At 38.3% G+C, this 16,467-nt stretch carries 18 protein-coding genes and 1 pseudogene; 11 read left to right on the top strand and 8 right to left on the bottom strand.

All coding sequences use genetic code 11. The annotated features are described in order from the left end of the window. Positions 1-2: 2 nt before the first annotated feature. The 4 genes from dgoD to HC728_RS11380 all read left to right on the top strand — a co-directional run bounded on the left by dgoD (position 3) and on the right by HC728_RS11380 (position 4,177). Positions 3-1,151 carry a galactonate dehydratase gene (dgoD, locus tag HC728_RS11395; protein ID WP_065624547.1) on the top strand — a complete coding sequence of 383 codons (1,149 nt, stop codon included), beginning with the start codon at positions 3-5 and terminating at the stop codon, positions 1,149-1,151. 2 nt (positions 1,152-1,153) lie between these two features. Continuing rightward, complete coding sequence (ilvD, locus tag HC728_RS11390) at positions 1,154-2,845, top strand: dihydroxy-acid dehydratase (protein ID WP_188863604.1); 1,692 nt, start codon at positions 1,154-1,156, stop codon at positions 2,843-2,845. Then, on the top strand, positions 2,842-3,747 hold the full coding sequence (locus tag HC728_RS11385) for a dihydrodipicolinate synthase family protein (RefSeq protein WP_190395512.1): 906 nt from the start codon (positions 2,842-2,844) through the stop codon (positions 3,745-3,747). The genes ilvD and HC728_RS11385 overlap by 4 nt, the downstream gene beginning before the upstream one ends. A 178-nt stretch (positions 3,748-3,925) precedes the next feature. Continuing rightward, complete coding sequence (locus HC728_RS11380; protein ID WP_005421716.1) at positions 3,926-4,177, top strand: hypothetical protein; 252 nt, start codon at positions 3,926-3,928, stop codon at positions 4,175-4,177. 56 nt (positions 4,178-4,233) lie between these two features. On the opposite strand, the gene HC728_RS11375 is transcribed toward HC728_RS11380, so the two are convergent. Beyond that, the gene (locus HC728_RS11375; protein ID WP_005421718.1) at positions 4,234-4,386 is read right to left on the bottom strand and encodes a hypothetical protein; all 153 of its coding nucleotides are present in this window, start codon (positions 4,384-4,386) and stop codon (positions 4,234-4,236) included. Positions 4,387-4,531: 145 nt separating this feature from the next. Further along, positions 4,532-4,762, bottom strand: coding sequence for a hypothetical protein (locus HC728_RS11370; protein WP_005421723.1), 231 nt, complete (start codon positions 4,760-4,762; stop codon positions 4,532-4,534). A 316-nt stretch (positions 4,763-5,078) separates the two neighbouring features. Between HC728_RS11370 and HC728_RS11365 the strand changes: the two genes are divergently transcribed. Together HC728_RS11365 and HC728_RS11360 are read left to right on the top strand one after the other, a co-directional pair. After that, on the top strand, positions 5,079-5,264 hold the full coding sequence (locus HC728_RS11365) for a hypothetical protein (protein WP_005421726.1): 186 nt from the start codon (positions 5,079-5,081) through the stop codon (positions 5,262-5,264). 332 nt (positions 5,265-5,596) lie between these two features. Next, entirely contained in the window at positions 5,597-7,114 is a 1,518-nt protein-coding gene (locus tag HC728_RS11360) for a peptide MFS transporter (RefSeq protein WP_065594691.1), read from the top strand. Between the two features lie 42 nt (positions 7,115-7,156). On the opposite strand, the gene HC728_RS11355 is transcribed toward HC728_RS11360, so the two are convergent. After that, entirely contained in the window at positions 7,157-7,582 is a 426-nt protein-coding gene (locus HC728_RS11355; protein ID WP_065598186.1) for a MarR family winged helix-turn-helix transcriptional regulator, read from the bottom strand. Positions 7,583-7,729: 147 nt separating this feature from the next. On the opposite strand from HC728_RS11355, the gene HC728_RS11350 reads away from it, so the two are divergent. Further along, positions 7,730-8,032: a DUF3861 domain-containing protein gene (locus HC728_RS11350; RefSeq protein WP_012534959.1), complete on the top strand. Its 303-nt coding sequence runs from the start codon at positions 7,730-7,732 to the stop codon at positions 8,030-8,032. 111 nt (positions 8,033-8,143) lie between these two features. Here the strand turns inward: HC728_RS11350 and HC728_RS11345 are convergent, their stop codons facing one another. Further along, a complete protein-coding gene (locus tag HC728_RS11345) occupies positions 8,144-9,382 on the bottom strand; it encodes an NADH:flavin oxidoreductase/NADH oxidase family protein (RefSeq protein ID WP_065598185.1) in 1,239 nt (412 codons plus the stop codon). 170 nt (positions 9,383-9,552) lie between these two features. Between HC728_RS11345 and HC728_RS11340 the strand changes: the two genes are divergently transcribed. Then, a complete protein-coding gene (locus HC728_RS11340; RefSeq protein WP_065598184.1) occupies positions 9,553-10,461 on the top strand; it encodes a DMT family transporter in 909 nt (302 codons plus the stop codon). A gap of 74 nt (positions 10,462-10,535) precedes the next feature. Here HC728_RS11340 and HC728_RS11335 read toward each other — a convergent pair. Then, a pseudogene (locus tag HC728_RS11335) lies at positions 10,536-10,757 on the bottom strand (LysR substrate-binding domain-containing protein); the annotation flags it as partial. A gap of 48 nt (positions 10,758-10,805) precedes the next feature. On the opposite strand from HC728_RS11335, the gene HC728_RS11330 reads away from it, so the two are divergent. Continuing rightward, the gene (locus HC728_RS11330) at positions 10,806-11,270 is read left to right on the top strand and encodes a peroxiredoxin-like family protein (protein WP_139070540.1); all 465 of its coding nucleotides are present in this window, start codon (positions 10,806-10,808) and stop codon (positions 11,268-11,270) included. Positions 11,271-11,394: 124 nt separating this feature from the next. On the opposite strand, the gene HC728_RS11325 is transcribed toward HC728_RS11330, so the two are convergent. Continuing rightward, entirely contained in the window at positions 11,395-12,030 is a 636-nt protein-coding gene (locus tag HC728_RS11325) for a CatB-related O-acetyltransferase (RefSeq protein WP_190395511.1), read from the bottom strand. Between the two features lie 254 nt (positions 12,031-12,284). Further along, positions 12,285-12,659 carry a hypothetical protein gene (locus tag HC728_RS11320; protein WP_190395510.1) on the bottom strand — a complete coding sequence of 125 codons (375 nt, stop codon included), beginning with the start codon at positions 12,657-12,659 and terminating at the stop codon, positions 12,285-12,287. A gap of 248 nt (positions 12,660-12,907) precedes the next feature. Between HC728_RS11320 and HC728_RS11315 the strand changes: the two genes are divergently transcribed. Beyond that, the gene (locus tag HC728_RS11315; protein ID WP_190395509.1) at positions 12,908-14,251 is read left to right on the top strand and encodes a Fic family protein; all 1,344 of its coding nucleotides are present in this window, start codon (positions 12,908-12,910) and stop codon (positions 14,249-14,251) included. A gap of 607 nt (positions 14,252-14,858) precedes the next feature. On the opposite strand, the gene HC728_RS11310 is transcribed toward HC728_RS11315, so the two are convergent. Then, the gene (locus HC728_RS11310; protein WP_190395508.1) at positions 14,859-15,815 is read right to left on the bottom strand and encodes a WYL domain-containing protein; all 957 of its coding nucleotides are present in this window, start codon (positions 15,813-15,815) and stop codon (positions 14,859-14,861) included. A 159-nt stretch (positions 15,816-15,974) separates the two neighbouring features. Here HC728_RS11310 and HC728_RS11305 point away from each other — a divergent pair, with 159 nt between their 5' ends. Beyond that, the gene (locus HC728_RS11305; protein WP_190395507.1) at positions 15,975-16,145 is read left to right on the top strand and encodes a hypothetical protein; all 171 of its coding nucleotides are present in this window, start codon (positions 15,975-15,977) and stop codon (positions 16,143-16,145) included. Positions 16,146-16,467: the final 322 nt, after the last annotated feature.

Raw genomic sequence — 16,467 nt, 5'->3', positions numbered from 1 at the left:
ATATGAAAATTGTAAGTTATGAAACATTCATTGTTCCACCTCGTTGGGGCTTTATCAAAATAGTCACTGATGAAGGCATTGTCGGGTGGGGGGAACCAAGCTTAGAAGGGCGAACACACACGGTACATACTTGTGTTGATGAAATGATGGAATACCTAATAGGGAAAGATCCTAGGGATATTGAATTACATTGGAACTATCTTCACCGCTCATCATTTTATCGTGGTGGCCCTGTATTTATGAGCGCATTAGCTGGTATTGATCAGGCTTTGTGGGACATAAAAGGAAAGGCATTGGGAGTTCCTGCTTATCAACTCCTTGGTGGAAAGTGTCGAGATAAAATTCGTACTTACTCATGGATCGGGGGAGATCGCCCAGACGATGTGGTTCGAATGGCTAAAGAAAAGCAAGATGAGGGATTTACTGCGATAAAAATGAATGCCACAGAAGAGCTTAATTATATTGATGATTACAGCAAAATAGATGCTCTGTTAACTCGTGTGCAATCCATCCGAGATGCGGTTGGATCTGATATGGGTATCGGCATTGATTTTCATGGTCGAGTGCATAAAGCGATGGCAAAAATTCTTATGCGAGAACTTGAACCTATGCACCCAATGTTTGTGGAAGAGATTGTTTTACCAGAACATTTAGATGCGATTCATGAAATAGCGCAGTATGGAGCAATCCCAATTGCAACGGGTGAACGTTTACACTCTCGTTGGGATTTTAAAGCACTTCTTGAACGTGGTGGTATTGATATTATTCAGCCTGATGTATGCCATTGCGGTGGCATTACTGAGATGAAAAAAATTGCGAGCATGGCTGAGACTTATGATGTTGCTCTTGCCCCTCATTGTCCTTTAGGTCCGGTTGCATTGGCTTCATCTGTTCATGTAGATACGTGTTCTCAAAATGCGATTATTCAGGAGCAGAGCATTGGGATTCATTATAACAAAGGTAATGATGTTCTTGATTATATTGATAATAAAGATGCTTTTTCCTTTGACGAAGGCTATTGCCTAAATTTAGAAGGGGACGGTTTAGGCGTTGAGATTAATGAAGCTTTTATGCGAGAGCAGGGCAAGATTAATCCACGCTGGCGTAATCCTCACTGGACAAACAAAGACGGTTCATTTGCGGAGTGGTAATCATGAGTAATTGTAATTCTTGTAATCAATGTGGCACACCGCATTTTAATGATATTTTGAAAGAAGATAATGGTGCACTAAAACGCGCCTTATATAAATCTATGGGACATTCAGATGAAGGGTTGCGTAAACCCATCATTGCCGTCGTAAACAGTTATACCAATGCCACGGCAGGTCACGCTAATTTAGATAAAGTTGGTGCAGAGGTTATTAAAGGGATTGAAGAGGCCGGTGGAACCGCCATGACTTTTGGTACGATTGCTCCATGTGATGGTATTGCAGAAGGTCACATAGGTATGCGATACATTTTGGCTGCTCGTGAGGTGATTACGGCATCAATTGAAGTGATGGTAAGAGCTCATAATTTTGATGCAATGGTACTTCTTGGCTCATGCGATAAAATCGTTCCAGCAATGTTAATGGCAGCTGCACGTTTAGATATTCCTGCAATTATGGTCAATGGTGGGCCTATGTATCCTGCAGAATATAAAGGTAAACATTGGGATGGAAATATCGTAACGGAAGCCATTGGATGGAAAGAGCAAGGCCAGATTGATGAAGAAGAATTTCGTCATATCGAGGATATTGCAGAACCTACCGTCGGGTCATGCACTATGTATGGAACGGCTAATACCATGTCATGCTTAGCCGAAAGCTTAGGGATGACATTACCACAAACCTCAACGATTCCTGCAATCGCGCCAGAACGACTCAATGTTGGTTATTTAAGTGGTAAACGTATTGTTGATATGGCATACGATGGAGTTAATGCTCGTCAAATTATCAACAAAAAATCAATTCATAATGCTATTTGTTGTTTATTAGCAACAGGTGGGTCGACTAATGCTATTTTACATCTACAAGCACTTCATTATGAAGCCGGATTAGGTGAACTCGCATTAGAGGAGTTTGATAAATTAAGTAAAACTATCCCACTAGTCGCCTCTATTTATCCTGCATCTGAATACGACATGATTGATTTTCATGAAGCGGGAGGAATGGCTGCGGTAGAAAAAGAAATTGCTTCTTTGCTTCACTTAGATGCGATGACAGTTGTCGGGACAAAGGCGGAATCTCTTTCTCAAATTACAGAAACGACTCGTCGTGAAATTATTAAGCCTTTGTCATCTCCATTTTTAAAAGAAGCCGGTGTTGGTGTTTTAAAAGGGAACTTATCTCCTTTAGGGGCTGTGATTAAGCCAGCTGCTGTTCCTGCAGATATGTTTACCTTTAAAGGAAAAGCCGTGGTCTTTGATTCTGAGATAAGTGCTATCGAAGCCATTATGGATAAAAAGATTAAAAAAGGCTCTGTACTCGTTATTCGATATGAAGGCGTAAAAGGTGGTCCGGGCTTACCTGAGATGTATAAGCCAATGAAATTGTTAGAAGGTATGGGACTCGCCAATGAATGTGCCTTGATTACTGATGGTCGTTTTTCTGGCTCTAATCGAGGGTTATTTGTTGGCCATATCTCACCTGAAGCCGAAGAGGGTGGCGTTATCGGTTTGGTTGAAGATGGCGATACAGTTACGTTTGATTTGGATAATCGAGATCTTACCTTAGAGGTATCTGAAGAAGAGCTTGATAGACGCAGACAATATTGGGCACCAATTAATAAACAAACACCAAACGGGTTTATGGATTTGTATCGTGAACGAGTAGGAACCTCTGCCACAGGAGCTATTTTACGATGATAAATGCAAAAGACATTTATGGGGTAAACCCTATTGTTGCTATGCCCTTTTTAAGTAATGGTGAAGTTGATTTTATTAGTTTTATTAAATTATTGGATCATTTAAAACAGACACAATGCCACGGATTAACGCTCTTTGGTATTGCGAGTGAGTTTTATAAATTAGGTCAAAATGAGAAACAAATATTAGCAACAGAGTTTATTGGTAGTTTAAAAGACAGTGATATTTATAGCTGCATTTCTGTAACTGAACACTCTACAGAGCTCGCTGTAAAGGCGGCAAGAGAATATCAGAACAAAGGTGTCGACTCTCTAATGCTATTGCCACCATTCTTTTTAAAGCCGAGCAATAAGCAAATTATTGAGCACATTCGAGCGGTATTAAGTGCTGTAACTGTGCCTGTATTAGTGCAATACGCACCAGCTGAAACAGGGTTGCCTATTGAACCGAGTGAAATGAACGCACTAGCAAAAGAGTTCCCTCACGCGGTCTTTAAAATTGAATGCAATCCGCCTGTTGAATATACGCAAGAGCTATTATCTCTTTGTCCTGAAGCGGTTGTGATGAACGGTTATGCTGGGTTGTTCATGTTAGATATGTTGAGTATCGGCGGTAAAGGTGTGATGCCTGGGTGTTCGTTTACTGAGGTATATGTTCAGATATACCGACATTGGGTAAGTGGAAATCGTAATCGAGCGAAAGAGTTACATAATACATTGTTCGAGTACATTACTGAGTGGATGGGGCATTGTGAGTATATTATTGCTATTGAGAAGCGGATTTTGCAGAAGCGTGGCATTATCAGTTCCGATTACAACCGAAAGCCTGACTACCAACTAAATGATCGTGATGAAGAAAGAATAGAACAATTTCTTAGCGAATTTAAATTGAATTATAAATAATGTTACATAGCCTTTATCTAGATAGTTAAAGGCTATTTTATTTGTTTCAGTTCTTTGAATGGATTGCCTTGGCAGGCTAAACACCGTAACATTCTGTTTGTTTCGAAACTTGTAAAATAGCTCGTTTTAGATGCACGATTAAAAAAGAATCAATATAGCCCAGTAAGAGTATGTAATTATGAACAACGATGCAGACATCATCACAAACCTAGAAGATCTAGAAACGTTTTTAATCTCAATTGAAAATGGTGGTTTTGGCTTAACAAATGTTGCCGGCATTGCATTAGCAACAAGCAATAAAGATGGTCGCCGTTTTGTTGCCGTATTGGATGATAAGCATCAGCTTTTATTGTCTCGTTGGGTAACAGAGGAAGTGTTTCAAACGGGTCAAGATTTAGTGCGTAACGGTCCAAGCCGAACAACACATTAATTATTGTTCTGAGTTCTATTGTTTCTAACTAGGAAAACTGATTTATAAAGTAATGGTTAGGAACAATAGAAAGTAATGATTGCGCATATGAAGAAAACAAATACCATTGCTTCAATCAGCCACTCTTTGTCATCCCAACCTAATAGTTTTATCTCTGCTTTTGTGAGTTTGATTTCCAAGTCTTCAAAATCATCATTTAAATCGCACATAGCCATTCCTTTTTATGTCTGAAATTTAAAGTGATCTTATCGTTCCTTTTAGTTTAGAAAAATTGAATAATTTAAAACTAGTGTTTAATTAAATTAAATAAATGAAAAAGAAGATAAGGGGCGCCACTCCCTTTTTATCTACTGTTTATTTGATTGTATCCTTTCGATTCATGTACTTAGCGATAAAGTAAGGAGGAATTAAAAAGATTAAAAAATAGATGGATTCATGGATGAATATGGATGCTATTTTCTCTTCATGGTTTAAGTAAGCAAATAAAGCCGATATATCCAAAAGGATATAGAGTGTTGCTAATACACTTGAAATAATGAAAGCCAAGCCGAGAATATCTCTTTGATAAGCTTTTGATATCGTCATTTTTATTCCTTCAAAAATGTTAGGTACAAAATAACTTACGCCTAATCATCCGGTGATTTTTTGCGCTATATCAATAATTATTTTTTGTGCGTGGAAAGTAAGATTTACTATTTGATAATTAAAGAAAAATTGGATTATTGCTGTTAATTTCGTTCTTTTATAGTGCTAATTAATTGGTAATAATTAACACTTAAATAACTATTTTTATACAACCTCTTGATAAGAAAGAGAAAGTTTGAGAATTATAAGTCAAAAGTCTGGTTTCATAATATGAAAGTGGTAGCATGATCTGGTGTGTTATTTAAGGAATAGAAAAATGGTCACCACCACTCCAACGCGTTTTAAAGTTAAAGTGAACACAAGCAAAGGAAGCTCTTATTGGACACTTAGTGGTTCTACAACCATTTTTGAAGAAGCTGTTGTTTTTACTATGGAATCCATGCCAGATTTCTTTCGACAGTCGCTTAATCAGGATTCAATTGAATTATTACCTGTTGAGTAAAAGAGAAAAATGCAATTTGTAGTGCATGAGTATAAAGGACAACGTTAATTTAGCGTTGTCCTTTTTATTTAATAACTACAAATAGCTACATATGTAGATGATTTATCTGCAATGATGCGTTATTTTTAATTTATATGAGTGCAAATAACAATATTGTTAGTTATTAATAAATAAATTTAAGGGTTGGTTCTCATTCTGTTAAATAGAAAAAGTTGACACTTAAGTTTGGGACTTATGCATCAAATGGTGAAAGCTTCAGATGATATAAAGGCAAAAAATACACCTACAAAAAGTAGGTGTTAATAATGTCATTATAATTCTGGAGTAGTAGTATGCAAGACAATAATGCACGATTTCCCACGATAGCTAAGGTTTTGATCCTCAGACAATTTTTATGGGGTGCCGCTTTTTATGGTGCCTTTGTACTTCTCACTAAATTCTTTCTCGATGATCTTAATTATAGCGAAGCTGACACCATCATGATGATGGGGGCCTTTGGTGCGGTTGGTCCTGTATTTTCTGCCGTTGGTGGTTTTTTAGCCGATAAGTTTATAGGTGCATTTCGTGCTGTATACATAGGTTATGCCACTTATTTAGCTGGTTTTTTATTACTAGGTATTGGTGCGAGTCATCTTAATGTGCCTATGAGTATTCTGGCTATTGCCTTAATTGGCTTTGCTCGTGGATTATCAGCAACATGCCCAACGGTTCTTTTTGGTAATTCATATTCAGAGACGAACCGCGAGGCTTTTCAACAAGGTCTTACCGTAAATTATTCAATTAACAACCTTGGCTCTTTTTCTGCTAAATACCTTTTTCCTTTTTTAATTGCTTACCTAGCTTACCAAGGCGTATTTTTTGTATCTGCTATTTTAATGGCGCTAAATTTACTTATGTTTTATAAGTTCCGTAAAGAGCTAGTGAGTGTTGGTAATGATTTAGATAAAACGCCACTGCCATTAAAAACTTGGGCACTGTTTTTTGCTGGTTCAGCAGCTATGCTCGGCTTAATATTTTGGATTTTCTCAAATCTTGATACAGGTAAATACATTCTTTATACCTTAGGCTTTGGCGCTATTGGTTACTTTATTTATGAGATAACAAGAGCGACGCGTGCATACCAATACAAAATGGTCGCAGTATTAATTACGGTTTGTATTCTTATTGTGTTCTATTTCTTTTATGGCCAAATGTTTACCTCAATGAACATGTACGCCATTAATTTAATGGATGATACGTTACTTGGTTTTATTCCTATCCATCCTGAATCGAATATGGCATTTAACCCTCTATGGTGTTTTGTTCTTGGTGGGCCAATGATTCAACTTTATGCATGGTTAGATCGCAAAGGCTATTCACCAACAATCCCGACTAAAATTGCGGGTGCATTTATGCTAAGTACGATTGCTTTTGGATTGTTAGGGCTTTCTGCTGGCTCAATTGGCGAAAATGGCAAAATATCAGCGGACTGGATTTTACTGGTTCATTTTTTCCAATCGGGTGCTGAGCTTATTGTTGGGGCTTTGGGGGCTGGGTTTATTTTTGAAATGGTGCCACGTTACCTTGCTGCGTTTTCAATCGGTTTACGTGCGGTTGCTATTTCATTAAGTGGCATTTTAGCTGCGGTAATTGCAACGAAAATCGCGTTACCAAAAGACATCGTATTTACACCAGAAGTGGTGGAGACGGTATACACCAGCTATTTCTATATGCTAGCGCAAGTGGCTGCATTTATGGCGGTATTGACGCTAGGGTTATCTAAAGTTATTCAAAAATTAATTGCGCGTGGTGAAGCGTTAGAAGCAGAAGAAAAAGCGAAAATATCAATGGACCCTGAAGTTCAGAGTTAAAGCTTAATATTTTTGTAATAAAAGGGCGAATTTCGCCCTTTTTTAGTTATTAAGGTTTCTCGCCATCTTCTCTGCAATACGCTTAAATTCAGCGATCTCTTCATCAGAGAGATCCACAGACATCTTTTCAAACATACTTTTATCAATCCCCGAGATTTTTTTCATGATCTCTTTTCCATCTTCAGTGATACGAAGGCATTGGCTGCGTTTATCTTCAGGGTTTGGTTCTTTAATGATGAGTTCTTGTGCTAATAAACTGCTTAAGAGACGTGTTACTTGAGCTTTATCGCGATTTAAATAGTTAGCAATATCAACGGCTGTGCAATGCGGTTTATGGTTAATTATTTTGATAACACGCACATGCATAGGCGTGATCCCAAGATCTAACTCTTCTATTTGATCATGTAAATTGCGTTTAAATGTATGCACTAACGTGAACAAGCTATCTAATGATTTTCTATCAGACATAAATATTACCACTTAAAATATGGTTGACATTGTCAACTAAAAATATATAGTTGATATTATCAACTTAATTGAGTGTTCTTTCAAGGGAAGACTCAAATCAGTTTGTTGTTATTTACGACACAATTAAGATTATTAGAAGGTAGAACTATGATCCCTAAAATTAGAAAAGATAAGTGTTACCGAGTGACGATTGAAGAGATAACACCAGAGCAAGAAACAGCTCAAACATTGGCGTTTGAATTTCAAGATCGTGAAGATGTTTTTAATATCGTGAACAAATTAAAGCAAAAAAGTGGTTTAGAACCAGAAACAGCAACAAAGGTAGGCGTAGCATTGCGCTTACTCGGCCCTGTTATGATGGCAAACCGTAAACATGAATTGTTTGCTGATTTTATGCCGCACTTTAAAACCTTTATGCAGAACTTGAAGAGTAAAGTGAAAGGCAAATAAGAGAATATTAAAAATTCGAAGTTGAGTGATAGGTATCCATATTAGCTACGCGATATAGCATAACTAATATGGTTCAGTCGTTAGAGGTGTGTTGGTCTCTACGCTCTCTGCTTACGCTCTCCGCTTTTTAAAAGCATACCAACCGGCGCTTAGTAAGGTTTTAAGTACCACACTAAATGCACTCAATTGAGGATCGGCTTCTTTTCCTTCAGCAATACGCCACATTTGATGCTCATACCAAACAAGTCCAACCATCGCCATTTTATCTAATGCGGGTTTGCCTGTTGTTGGCTCTGCTAGTGGCATTCCATGGTTTGGGTTTTCTATTAGTTTGTTAGGAAAATCAGGATCAACACCCATGGTTCGTGCAATGCCAATAAAGTCAGTAGCAGAGGTATTTAAGGCTTCATTCATTGCAGGAGCAGAGCGAAAACCACCAGTCACAACTAAAGGTGTATTAACTAGTGTTCTTACTTTTTCCATGTAATCCATAAAGTAAGCTTCACGTTTAACGGTACTTTCTTTTACTGGTTTATTTTTATCTTTGGCTCCCATCATTGATGGACTCTCGTAAGTGCCACCAGATATCTCAATTAAGTCGATGCCATTATTACTTAAGGCTTGCACAACCTGCATTGATTCTTCTTCAGTGAAACCACCTTTCATAAAATCGGCACTATTAAGCTTAATGCCTACCGGGAATTCAGCCCCAACTTCTTTACGAATAGCATTATATACTTCGAGTACGAAACGCAGTCGGTTTTCTAATGAGCCACCCCATTTGTCGTTTCGTTGATTGTGCCTTGAGGATAAAAATTGACTAACAAGATAGCCATGAGCACCATGAATTTGTATTCCAGTAAAGCCTGCTTGCTTTGCTAGTTTGGCACTGGTAGCGAATTTAGTAATGATCTCATGAATTTCACTCTCAGTGAGGGCTCGTGGAGTATTAAAGCCTTTTTCTAACCCACGCTCTAGTGAGATAGCTGAGGGAGCAACAGGGTTAGCACATAAAAATTTGGGGATTTGCTTACCTGGATGGTTAAGCTGCATCCATATGTGTGAGTTATTTTGTTTTCCGGCCTTAGCCCACTCAGTAAATAACGTAAGGTCACTTTTTTCATCTAAAACCACATTCTTAGGCTCGCCAAGGGCGGTTCTATCCACCATGACATTACCTGTCATCGATAAACCAATACCACCTTTAGCCCAACGCGCGTATAAGGTTACTAAACCGGAAGTAGGGTTATGCTGCTTATCGCCAAGCTGTTCACTCATTGCCGATTTGAATAGACGATTTTTAATAACTTGACCATTGGTAAGAGTAAATGGCTGATTTATCGAATTCATGTGTGCTCGCAGTTAAATTATTATGTTGTTAATTAGTATGCCTTATTTTTTTGATAGTTCCGAATGTTGAAACTAAGTCTATTTCATTATGTTCACAAGTATGATTATTCTGGGGATGTAATAGAATAAAGGCTATCATTCATTACCTTCTCAATTTGGTTGATGTTGTTATGCCTACTGTCTCTTTTTCACTGATCCCAACAGGGGGTAGGTTTATGTTTTTGTCTGCGCTTGGATTTGCGCTCATGTCGGCGTGTGTAAAATACGTGAGTAATTACGGTATTCCTGTATTTGAAATTGTGGCAGCAAGGGCATTAGTTTCTTTGATCATTAGCTATGCAGATGTGAAACGAAAAGGCATTTCGATATGGGGAAAGAATAGGCCATTACTTCTTGCTCGTGGGGCTGTAGGCACAACGGCTCTTATGTGTGTTTACTATGCAGTGACGACTCTACCTTTGGCTGAAGCAACCATTTTGCAATACGTCCATCCTATATTTACCGCATTGCTCGGTGTATTGTTTCTTAAAGAACACATTCAAAAATCAACTATGATCTGCATTGCGTTCTGTCTTGCTGGGTTGTTTGTCATGGTTCAACCAAGCATGAACAGTGGCAGTACAAGTGAATTGCCTATTTTTAGTATCGCTGTTGCTTTGTGTGGTGCGTTAGGGAGTTCGATTGCTTATGTGATAGTTAGAAAACTCAGTCAGACAGAAGACAGCTCCGTTATTATCTTTTATTTCCCATTAGTAGCATTACCTATATCAAGCGTACTGATTTGGAATGACTTTGTATGGCCAAGTCTATTCCTTACGATGATCTTGGTTTTAATCGGTATTTTCACGCAAATTGGGCAATATGGATTGACCAAAGCAATGCAAACCCAAGCCGCGGGTAAAGCGTCTGCTTACTCTTATGTACAGATTGTCTTTTCAGCGTTATTAGGTGTCTGGATATTTAATGAAATTCCATCCATTTGGACCTATCTAGGTGGTGGATTGATTGTGACTGGTGCGCTAATTAACGTATTCGGGAAACAATCTGTTACTATCCCTAAGAAAAGTAATTTGAAATAAAATCAATGAAGCGCTAATTTATTTAAGTTAGTGCTTACTTTCTTTATGAGTTAGGTATGACTAAAGAGTTATTATTACTCAGACAGCTTTTGTTTTAAAAAATCAACAAAACAACGGACTTTTAAGGGCGTATAACGACGTTGTGAGTAGATGGCATTGATCGGTAAATTCTGGCCTGAATACATAGGCATTATATGACGTAAACGGCCTGATGTTACCTGTTCTTTAGCCATCCAAATAGGTAAGAAAACAATGCCCACACCAGTTAAGGCGACATCTAATAATACGTCACCATTATCGCTCTGAAAGTTCCCTTTAACGGGAACAGAATACGCTTTATTTTTATGATTAACCTTTCGGAACCACTAAATGGAGCTGATTGGAAATTGGTGGTGGTTTATCGTGGTAAGCATTGTCCGTTGTGTACTCGTTACTTAAATGAGCTAGAAACACTAAAAAGCCGCTTTCTTGAACTGGGAGTGGATATTGCTGCGGTATCGGCTGACAGTGAAGCCCAACTAACGACTCATATGACACAATTATCAGTGAGTTTTCCGATTGCTTATGGTTTGAGTGTAGAGCAAATGCAAACGTTGGGGGTGTATATTTCAGAGCCTCGTTCTGAGCAAGAAACCGACCATTTATTTGCTGAGCCGGGTCTTTTTGTTATTAATGAAAAAGGGCAGGTACAAGTCATTGATATTTCAAATGGACCTTTTGTTCGTCCTGATTTGAATGTATTACTCTCTGGTCTTGAGTTTATCCGTAATCCAGAAAACAATTACCCTATCCGTGGTATGTATAACTAAGCGCAGACGGCAAGTAATAGATTTATAAATAAAAAAGGTTAATTGAACCCAATCAATTAACCTTTTTTGAGTCGTTTGAACTATTTGGGAGAATTACCTGATGATATTCACTAACTGTGACGCTCTAATTAAGCTCGTCATATGAAGCGATTGCTTGTTTTAGTTGCTCAAAATCAGGGCTGCATAAATGCGGTTTGAGCGCATTGAACTTATCAGTAGGCCAATCGTAAACTTTAAAAGACAATAGCTCTTCTATCACGGAAGGCTCAAAGCGATATTTCACATGCTTTGCTGGAGAGCCTGCAACCACGCTATATGGCTCAACATCTTTGGTGACGACACTATTTGCGGCAATAACGGCTCCTTCTCCAATCGTTACGCCGGGCATGATCATTGATCTCATGCCTAACCAAGCGCCATCATGAATATGAGTGTCCCCTTTGCTCGCATAAGAGTCGTCGATAAAGTCCATAAATGGGTATAAACAAAACCAATCTGTTCTGTGGTTATGGTTTCCGCCCATTAAGATAATAACTTCAGCGGCGATACAGACGTAGTCACCAATATGAAGCTTATCGATTTCCCATCTTGGCTCCCATTGACGGCTGATTTTATCTCCGTGTAAATACCGAACAACAGAGTCTTCAAAACCGTTATCCCAGCAATCGCTGTAATAGCTATGGGTGCCTTTAATGTGAATGTTTTTGTTGGTTACGACTTCATGAAGTAACTGAAACGTTGACCAGTGCTTTTCTTGCATAATAAACCTTTTAACTTATATAAAAATAATGGGGTTGGCATTAATTTAAAATAAGTCAGTGGATTTTAGGCTGTTTCAGTAGGGGGGTAAGCTTCATGATTATTGTCCTCACAGTTTGAGGGGATAATAACACATTGATTTGTTTTATGGGGTACTTCTGATATTTAGAAATATCGAGAGGCAAAAACAAAAAAGGCATTAGCAAATTTAACTCTGCTAATGCCTAGAATTTGTATGTTGATCTTTATTAACGCTTATTCAACGTCACAATCCATACAGCTTTGTAGAGCGATTTCGTGCTCAAATACCGCTATCTCGTTACCGTCTTTTAGCAACTCTGCGATTTCATCTGCAACTTCTTTCTCATCGTCAGCTTCAATTTGACCTTCTAGCTCTTCTTCAGAGTAACCGTAGAAATTCAGCAATAAGTAATCACGAGCTTCAGCTTTAGTACAAGTTACGTTTACTGAAAGATCAGCTTCAACGTTACCTTGTTCGATAATTGCAGCTAATTGCGCTTGAACATCATCTTTCATTGTTGCTGTTAACCAACCAAGATCAGTGTTTACTTTGGTTTTTTTACAGTTAAAACAAGGCAGCTTGTGAAAGTAATATTGAAAATTAGTCATAGGTCATTTCTCTTTTGAGTGTTGTATCGCAAGATTATGCGCGTTTTTGAGGAAAATACTATCTTAATAGGGTTATTACCCCGAAACTAATTTTCTACAGACTCAAAGATAAGTAGGTGAGCTTTTAGGGCGTTAATCTAAAGAAGGCTATATTTTACTGTGACACTCTTATTGTCACTAAAGGATAAATACGCCATAATTGTGACACCTTTATCCAGGAAAGTGTCACAATTAAAAGGGTATCTGTCATGAATAGGTTTGAAATCCAGCGTTATATCGAGCAGCAATGTCACCCTGTGTCTATTTCCGACATTATTCTTGATCATCCAGACCTAATTCGCCGTACGCTTCAGCGTTGGCTTAACACTCTGATTGAAGACAAGCAAATAGAAGTCATTGGTGACGGTCGTTCTCGCAAATACATTGCGCGCATTGTTAGAGAGGAGGCCGCCAATTCAACCGATAGTTTTCCAAAATCGATCCCACTTTCACCTGATAGTTATGACATTCTTAATTATCTAGGTAAGCCTATTTTTGAGCGTGAACCTGTTGGTTATGCTCGTGATTTTTTAGATGACTATATCCCAAATAAAACATATTACCTTTCTGAGCCTATTCGCCGTCAGTTACATCGCATGGGTAAAACCATCTATGCAACGCAACCCGCGGGCACGTATGGAAGAGACATCTACAACCGTTTATTAATTGATTTATCTTGGGCATCAAGCCACCTTGAAGGCAATACCTATAGCCGATTAGACACTGTTGAGTTAATTGAGCATGGCCAGTTTGCACAAGGAAAAGACATCATCGAGACCCAGATGATTTTAAATCATAAATCAGCGATTGAACTGCTGATTGATAATGTCGATTCTGTTGAGTTCAATCGTTTTACCATATTGAATTTGCACAGTGCGCTTTCAGAAAACTTATTATCCAACCCGTTTGATGAAGGCCGAGTGCGTAGTCATGTTGTTGAAATCGGTGGGAGTGTCTATAAACCGATGTCATCAGAAGAGGTGCTCTCTATTCAACTGGAGTCGATTCTTAATAAAGCGAATCAAATCATTGACCCATTTGAGCAATCATTTTTTATCATGGTGCATTTACCTTACTTGCAACCTTTTGCGGACATTAATAAGCGCACCTCTCGTTTAGCTGCGAATATTCCGTTGCTTAAAGCTAATTTATGTCCTCTTACGTTCTTAGATGTACCAGAAGAAGCCTACAGTAAAGCGGTACTTGGTGTGTACGAAATGAATAGAATTGAGTTGCTGCGTGATCTGTATTTATGGGCGTACGAGCGCTCAACAAAAGAATACCTAGCCGTAAAACAAGAGTTAGTAAAGCCAGATCAACAACGATTGCAATATCGAGCAAAGATAAAAGAGATTGTTAAACAAGTCATACTGACGCCTGAATCTCAACCCCTTGATATCATTGAATCGTTTGTTAGCAATGAACAAGAAATGGATAAGAAAAACATTATCGCCCTTGCATTAGAGGAATTAAGACGAATTCACGAGGGAGTTCTAGCTAGATACGGTTTAAGGCCGTCTCAGTTAGAAAAGTGGCGTCAATTGCATGGATAGTGAGTAACATCAAAAGCAATAAGGTCTGTGTGCAAACTATTCCAGTTCGTTCTGGTTTACTTATTGCCATTTCCCACACTAAACACATAATGGCCAAGAGCCGTTAAACTTAGTTCAACAGGCCATAACGTAGCGTCATAAATGGCAACGCAAACCGCCACTCACTTCCATAGCACACAACCAAGAGCTTTATTTCCAACCCCTAGCCCCAAGCATGGGGAATAACCGCAATGTTATGTGTAAATTGCTCATAGGCCACCAAACAAGTTGGTGCTCAAAAGCGTTTATCCGCCTTGCACAAAAGAGCGCATGCAAAGCGGGGCAATGGCACGCGCAAAAAGCACAAACAACGTGCTTATTGCGGTCACGTTTATCGAGTTTCTGTTGGGCTTGGTTGTTCCGATAAGTGTGGCTTTTGGTCGTTCCGTCCAATCATAAAAGATAGCTTCGCCCTTTTATGCTGAGCTCCCCCACATCCCCCGCCCACCCAATGCTGTGCCCCTTCTTTGGTTAAGAAAGGATTGTTAGTGTGGTTAGGGTTGTGATTACTTTGAGGGCCTTTAGTGTTATTTGTTGGCGCAGCGTGGGCAGTGTCGTGTCAATGAAATTAATTAAATGTCGAAAAACACTTATGTTGTTCAAGGAGCTTGTTAACCATGCTTAAGTTATCAACTCTAAAGCGATAATATTTTTTATTTGTTTGTGAGCAATGGTCATTGTTTACATCTTGTAAAGGTCTTGTATCAATATGCCATTTGTTTTTTAAGATCCATAGATAAGCCGGTTTTTTAAGAATGAGTAATTCATCACTTCCATCTTCTATACCAAAGTCGATACGTATCGCATCTCTTTCTCTTTTTTCTTTTCTATCCTCATGAATAATTAAAGAAAGTGGTATATCTATATTCCAATCAGGATCATAAGCTAAGTCCTCATAAGGCTTTCTATTTCGTTCTTCAATACATACATCTTCATTAACTTCTAGCATTCGTGCAAAATTAAAAAACTTAAACTTATTTCTAGAGGTATCTTTTTCTGAGCGGTCATATGCCCTAAATATCCAGTGTTCACCATCATGTAGAATATTCAAAGGTACAATTGTTCGGTTCGAATGATTATTACTGTTTTTTGAGTAGTATTTACATTGAATTGCATAGCCACAATTGATCGCTCTTGTAATGCGTTCTACATGATTGATGTTCATTTGATGTGGGAGGGTGTTTATTCTTTCATATGGCAAGATAGCTGTATCAGTATCAGAAATTTTATTTTTATTGAAACCATTAGCTAGCATTCCCATTGCAATGTCGGCACGCCATTTTATGAGAGGTTTATAGTTTTGCTCTATGGTGTTTACTCTCAATGAATGATTATATGCCATATTATTAGGGCGCAGTTCGTTATATGCAGCTAACATTTTTGATGCGGCAGCATCCGAAAGATTAAAAAGCTCAGTTATATCAGCTCGTTTTATACTTCCAGTAAAGCGCAACATAAAATCTATGAAGACGAGTCTATCTGCATTGTTTTTATCTTTTTCCTTCAGTTCTTTATATGAATACATATTTTCGCCATAGGTTGTCTGTATATATGTACATTATTACATATTACTCCAAGATTGTACATTAAATATCAATAGCACTTATATTTATTATAAGTGCTATTGATCATCCAGTTGTAGTGCTGTATGATGAAGATATTCTTAATCAAAGGAGTAATACCGATGTCAACTAACGGAAAAGCAGGCGATAACCGCCGTCATGGAATGGTTCGTGAACGTTCACAAACTCAAATACCTTCGGGTCATTGGGTTAAGCGCGATACCAATACAGGTCAGTTCATGGATGTAAAACAAGACGGGACGCCATTTAAAGGCGTACGAAAAGAAAAATAAAAAGGCACTTTCAGTAAAGTACTAAAAGTGCCTTTTTACTGTGAGGTGAATTAATAATTCTGCGCCAACAGACTTATTAAGGCCCAACACTAAGAGGTTTCAAGCCCTGTAAGAAAGGCCGATTGCTCTGATTTGTTCTGCAATCATACCTTTCTAACGTGTTCATCTCAATCATTGAATTCCCTCTTTTATGTTTTTTTGAGAGGAAGCTCTATGAGTATTCATCAAAAAGTAGTGCAAGTATGTGCTTATGTGCGTCGTCGTAATGGCCGCCTTGAGTACGTCTGTCAGCACTTACGCTCTTTGCCTGGTGCATAAGAAT

The organism is Aliivibrio sp. S10_S31, from assembly GCF_014694495.1.
Lineage (GTDB): Bacteria > Pseudomonadota > Gammaproteobacteria > Enterobacterales > Vibrionaceae > Aliivibrio > Aliivibrio fischeri.
Note: the sequence above shows the minus strand (reverse complement) of the source record. Positions and strands in the feature narration are given on the sequence as shown.

Bases quoted from the DNA above. Each gene is read 5' to 3' on its own strand.
- dgoD (WP_065624547.1), top strand. From the start codon at position 3: ATGAAAATTGTAAGTTATGAAACATTCATTGTTCCACCTCGTTGGGGC.
- HC728_RS11315 (WP_190395509.1), top strand. From the start codon at position 12,908: ATGAATAGGTTTGAAATCCAGCGTTATATCGAGCAGCAATGTCACCCT.
- HC728_RS11340 (WP_065598184.1), top strand. From the start codon at position 9,553: ATGCCTACTGTCTCTTTTTCACTGATCCCAACAGGGGGTAGGTTTATG.
- HC728_RS11375 (WP_005421718.1), bottom strand. From the start codon at position 4,386: ATGTGCGATTTAAATGATGATTTTGAAGACTTGGAAATCAAACTCACA.
- HC728_RS11350 (WP_012534959.1), top strand. From the start codon at position 7,730: ATGATCCCTAAAATTAGAAAAGATAAGTGTTACCGAGTGACGATTGAA.
- HC728_RS11380 (WP_005421716.1), top strand. From the start codon at position 3,926: ATGAACAACGATGCAGACATCATCACAAACCTAGAAGATCTAGAAACG.
- HC728_RS11310 (WP_190395508.1), bottom strand. From the start codon at position 15,815: ATGTATTCATATAAAGAACTGAAGGAAAAAGATAAAAACAATGCAGAT.
- HC728_RS11345 (WP_065598185.1), bottom strand. From the start codon at position 9,382: ATGAATTCGATAAATCAGCCATTTACTCTTACCAATGGTCAAGTTATT.
- HC728_RS11365 (WP_005421726.1), top strand. From the start codon at position 5,079: ATGGTCACCACCACTCCAACGCGTTTTAAAGTTAAAGTGAACACAAGC.
- ilvD (WP_188863604.1), top strand. From the start codon at position 1,154: ATGAGTAATTGTAATTCTTGTAATCAATGTGGCACACCGCATTTTAAT.
- HC728_RS11370 (WP_005421723.1), bottom strand. From the start codon at position 4,762: ATGACGATATCAAAAGCTTATCAAAGAGATATTCTCGGCTTGGCTTTC.
- HC728_RS11305 (WP_190395507.1), top strand. From the start codon at position 15,975: ATGTCAACTAACGGAAAAGCAGGCGATAACCGCCGTCATGGAATGGTT.
- HC728_RS11355 (WP_065598186.1), bottom strand. From the start codon at position 7,582: ATGTCTGATAGAAAATCATTAGATAGCTTGTTCACGTTAGTGCATACA.
- HC728_RS11320 (WP_190395510.1), bottom strand. From the start codon at position 12,659: ATGACTAATTTTCAATATTACTTTCACAAGCTGCCTTGTTTTAACTGT.
- HC728_RS11325 (WP_190395511.1), bottom strand. From the start codon at position 12,030: ATGCAAGAAAAGCACTGGTCAACGTTTCAGTTACTTCATGAAGTCGTA.
- HC728_RS11360 (WP_065594691.1), top strand. From the start codon at position 5,597: ATGCAAGACAATAATGCACGATTTCCCACGATAGCTAAGGTTTTGATC.
- HC728_RS11385 (WP_190395512.1), top strand. From the start codon at position 2,842: ATGATAAATGCAAAAGACATTTATGGGGTAAACCCTATTGTTGCTATG.
- HC728_RS11330 (WP_139070540.1), top strand. From the start codon at position 10,806: ATGATTAACCTTTCGGAACCACTAAATGGAGCTGATTGGAAATTGGTG.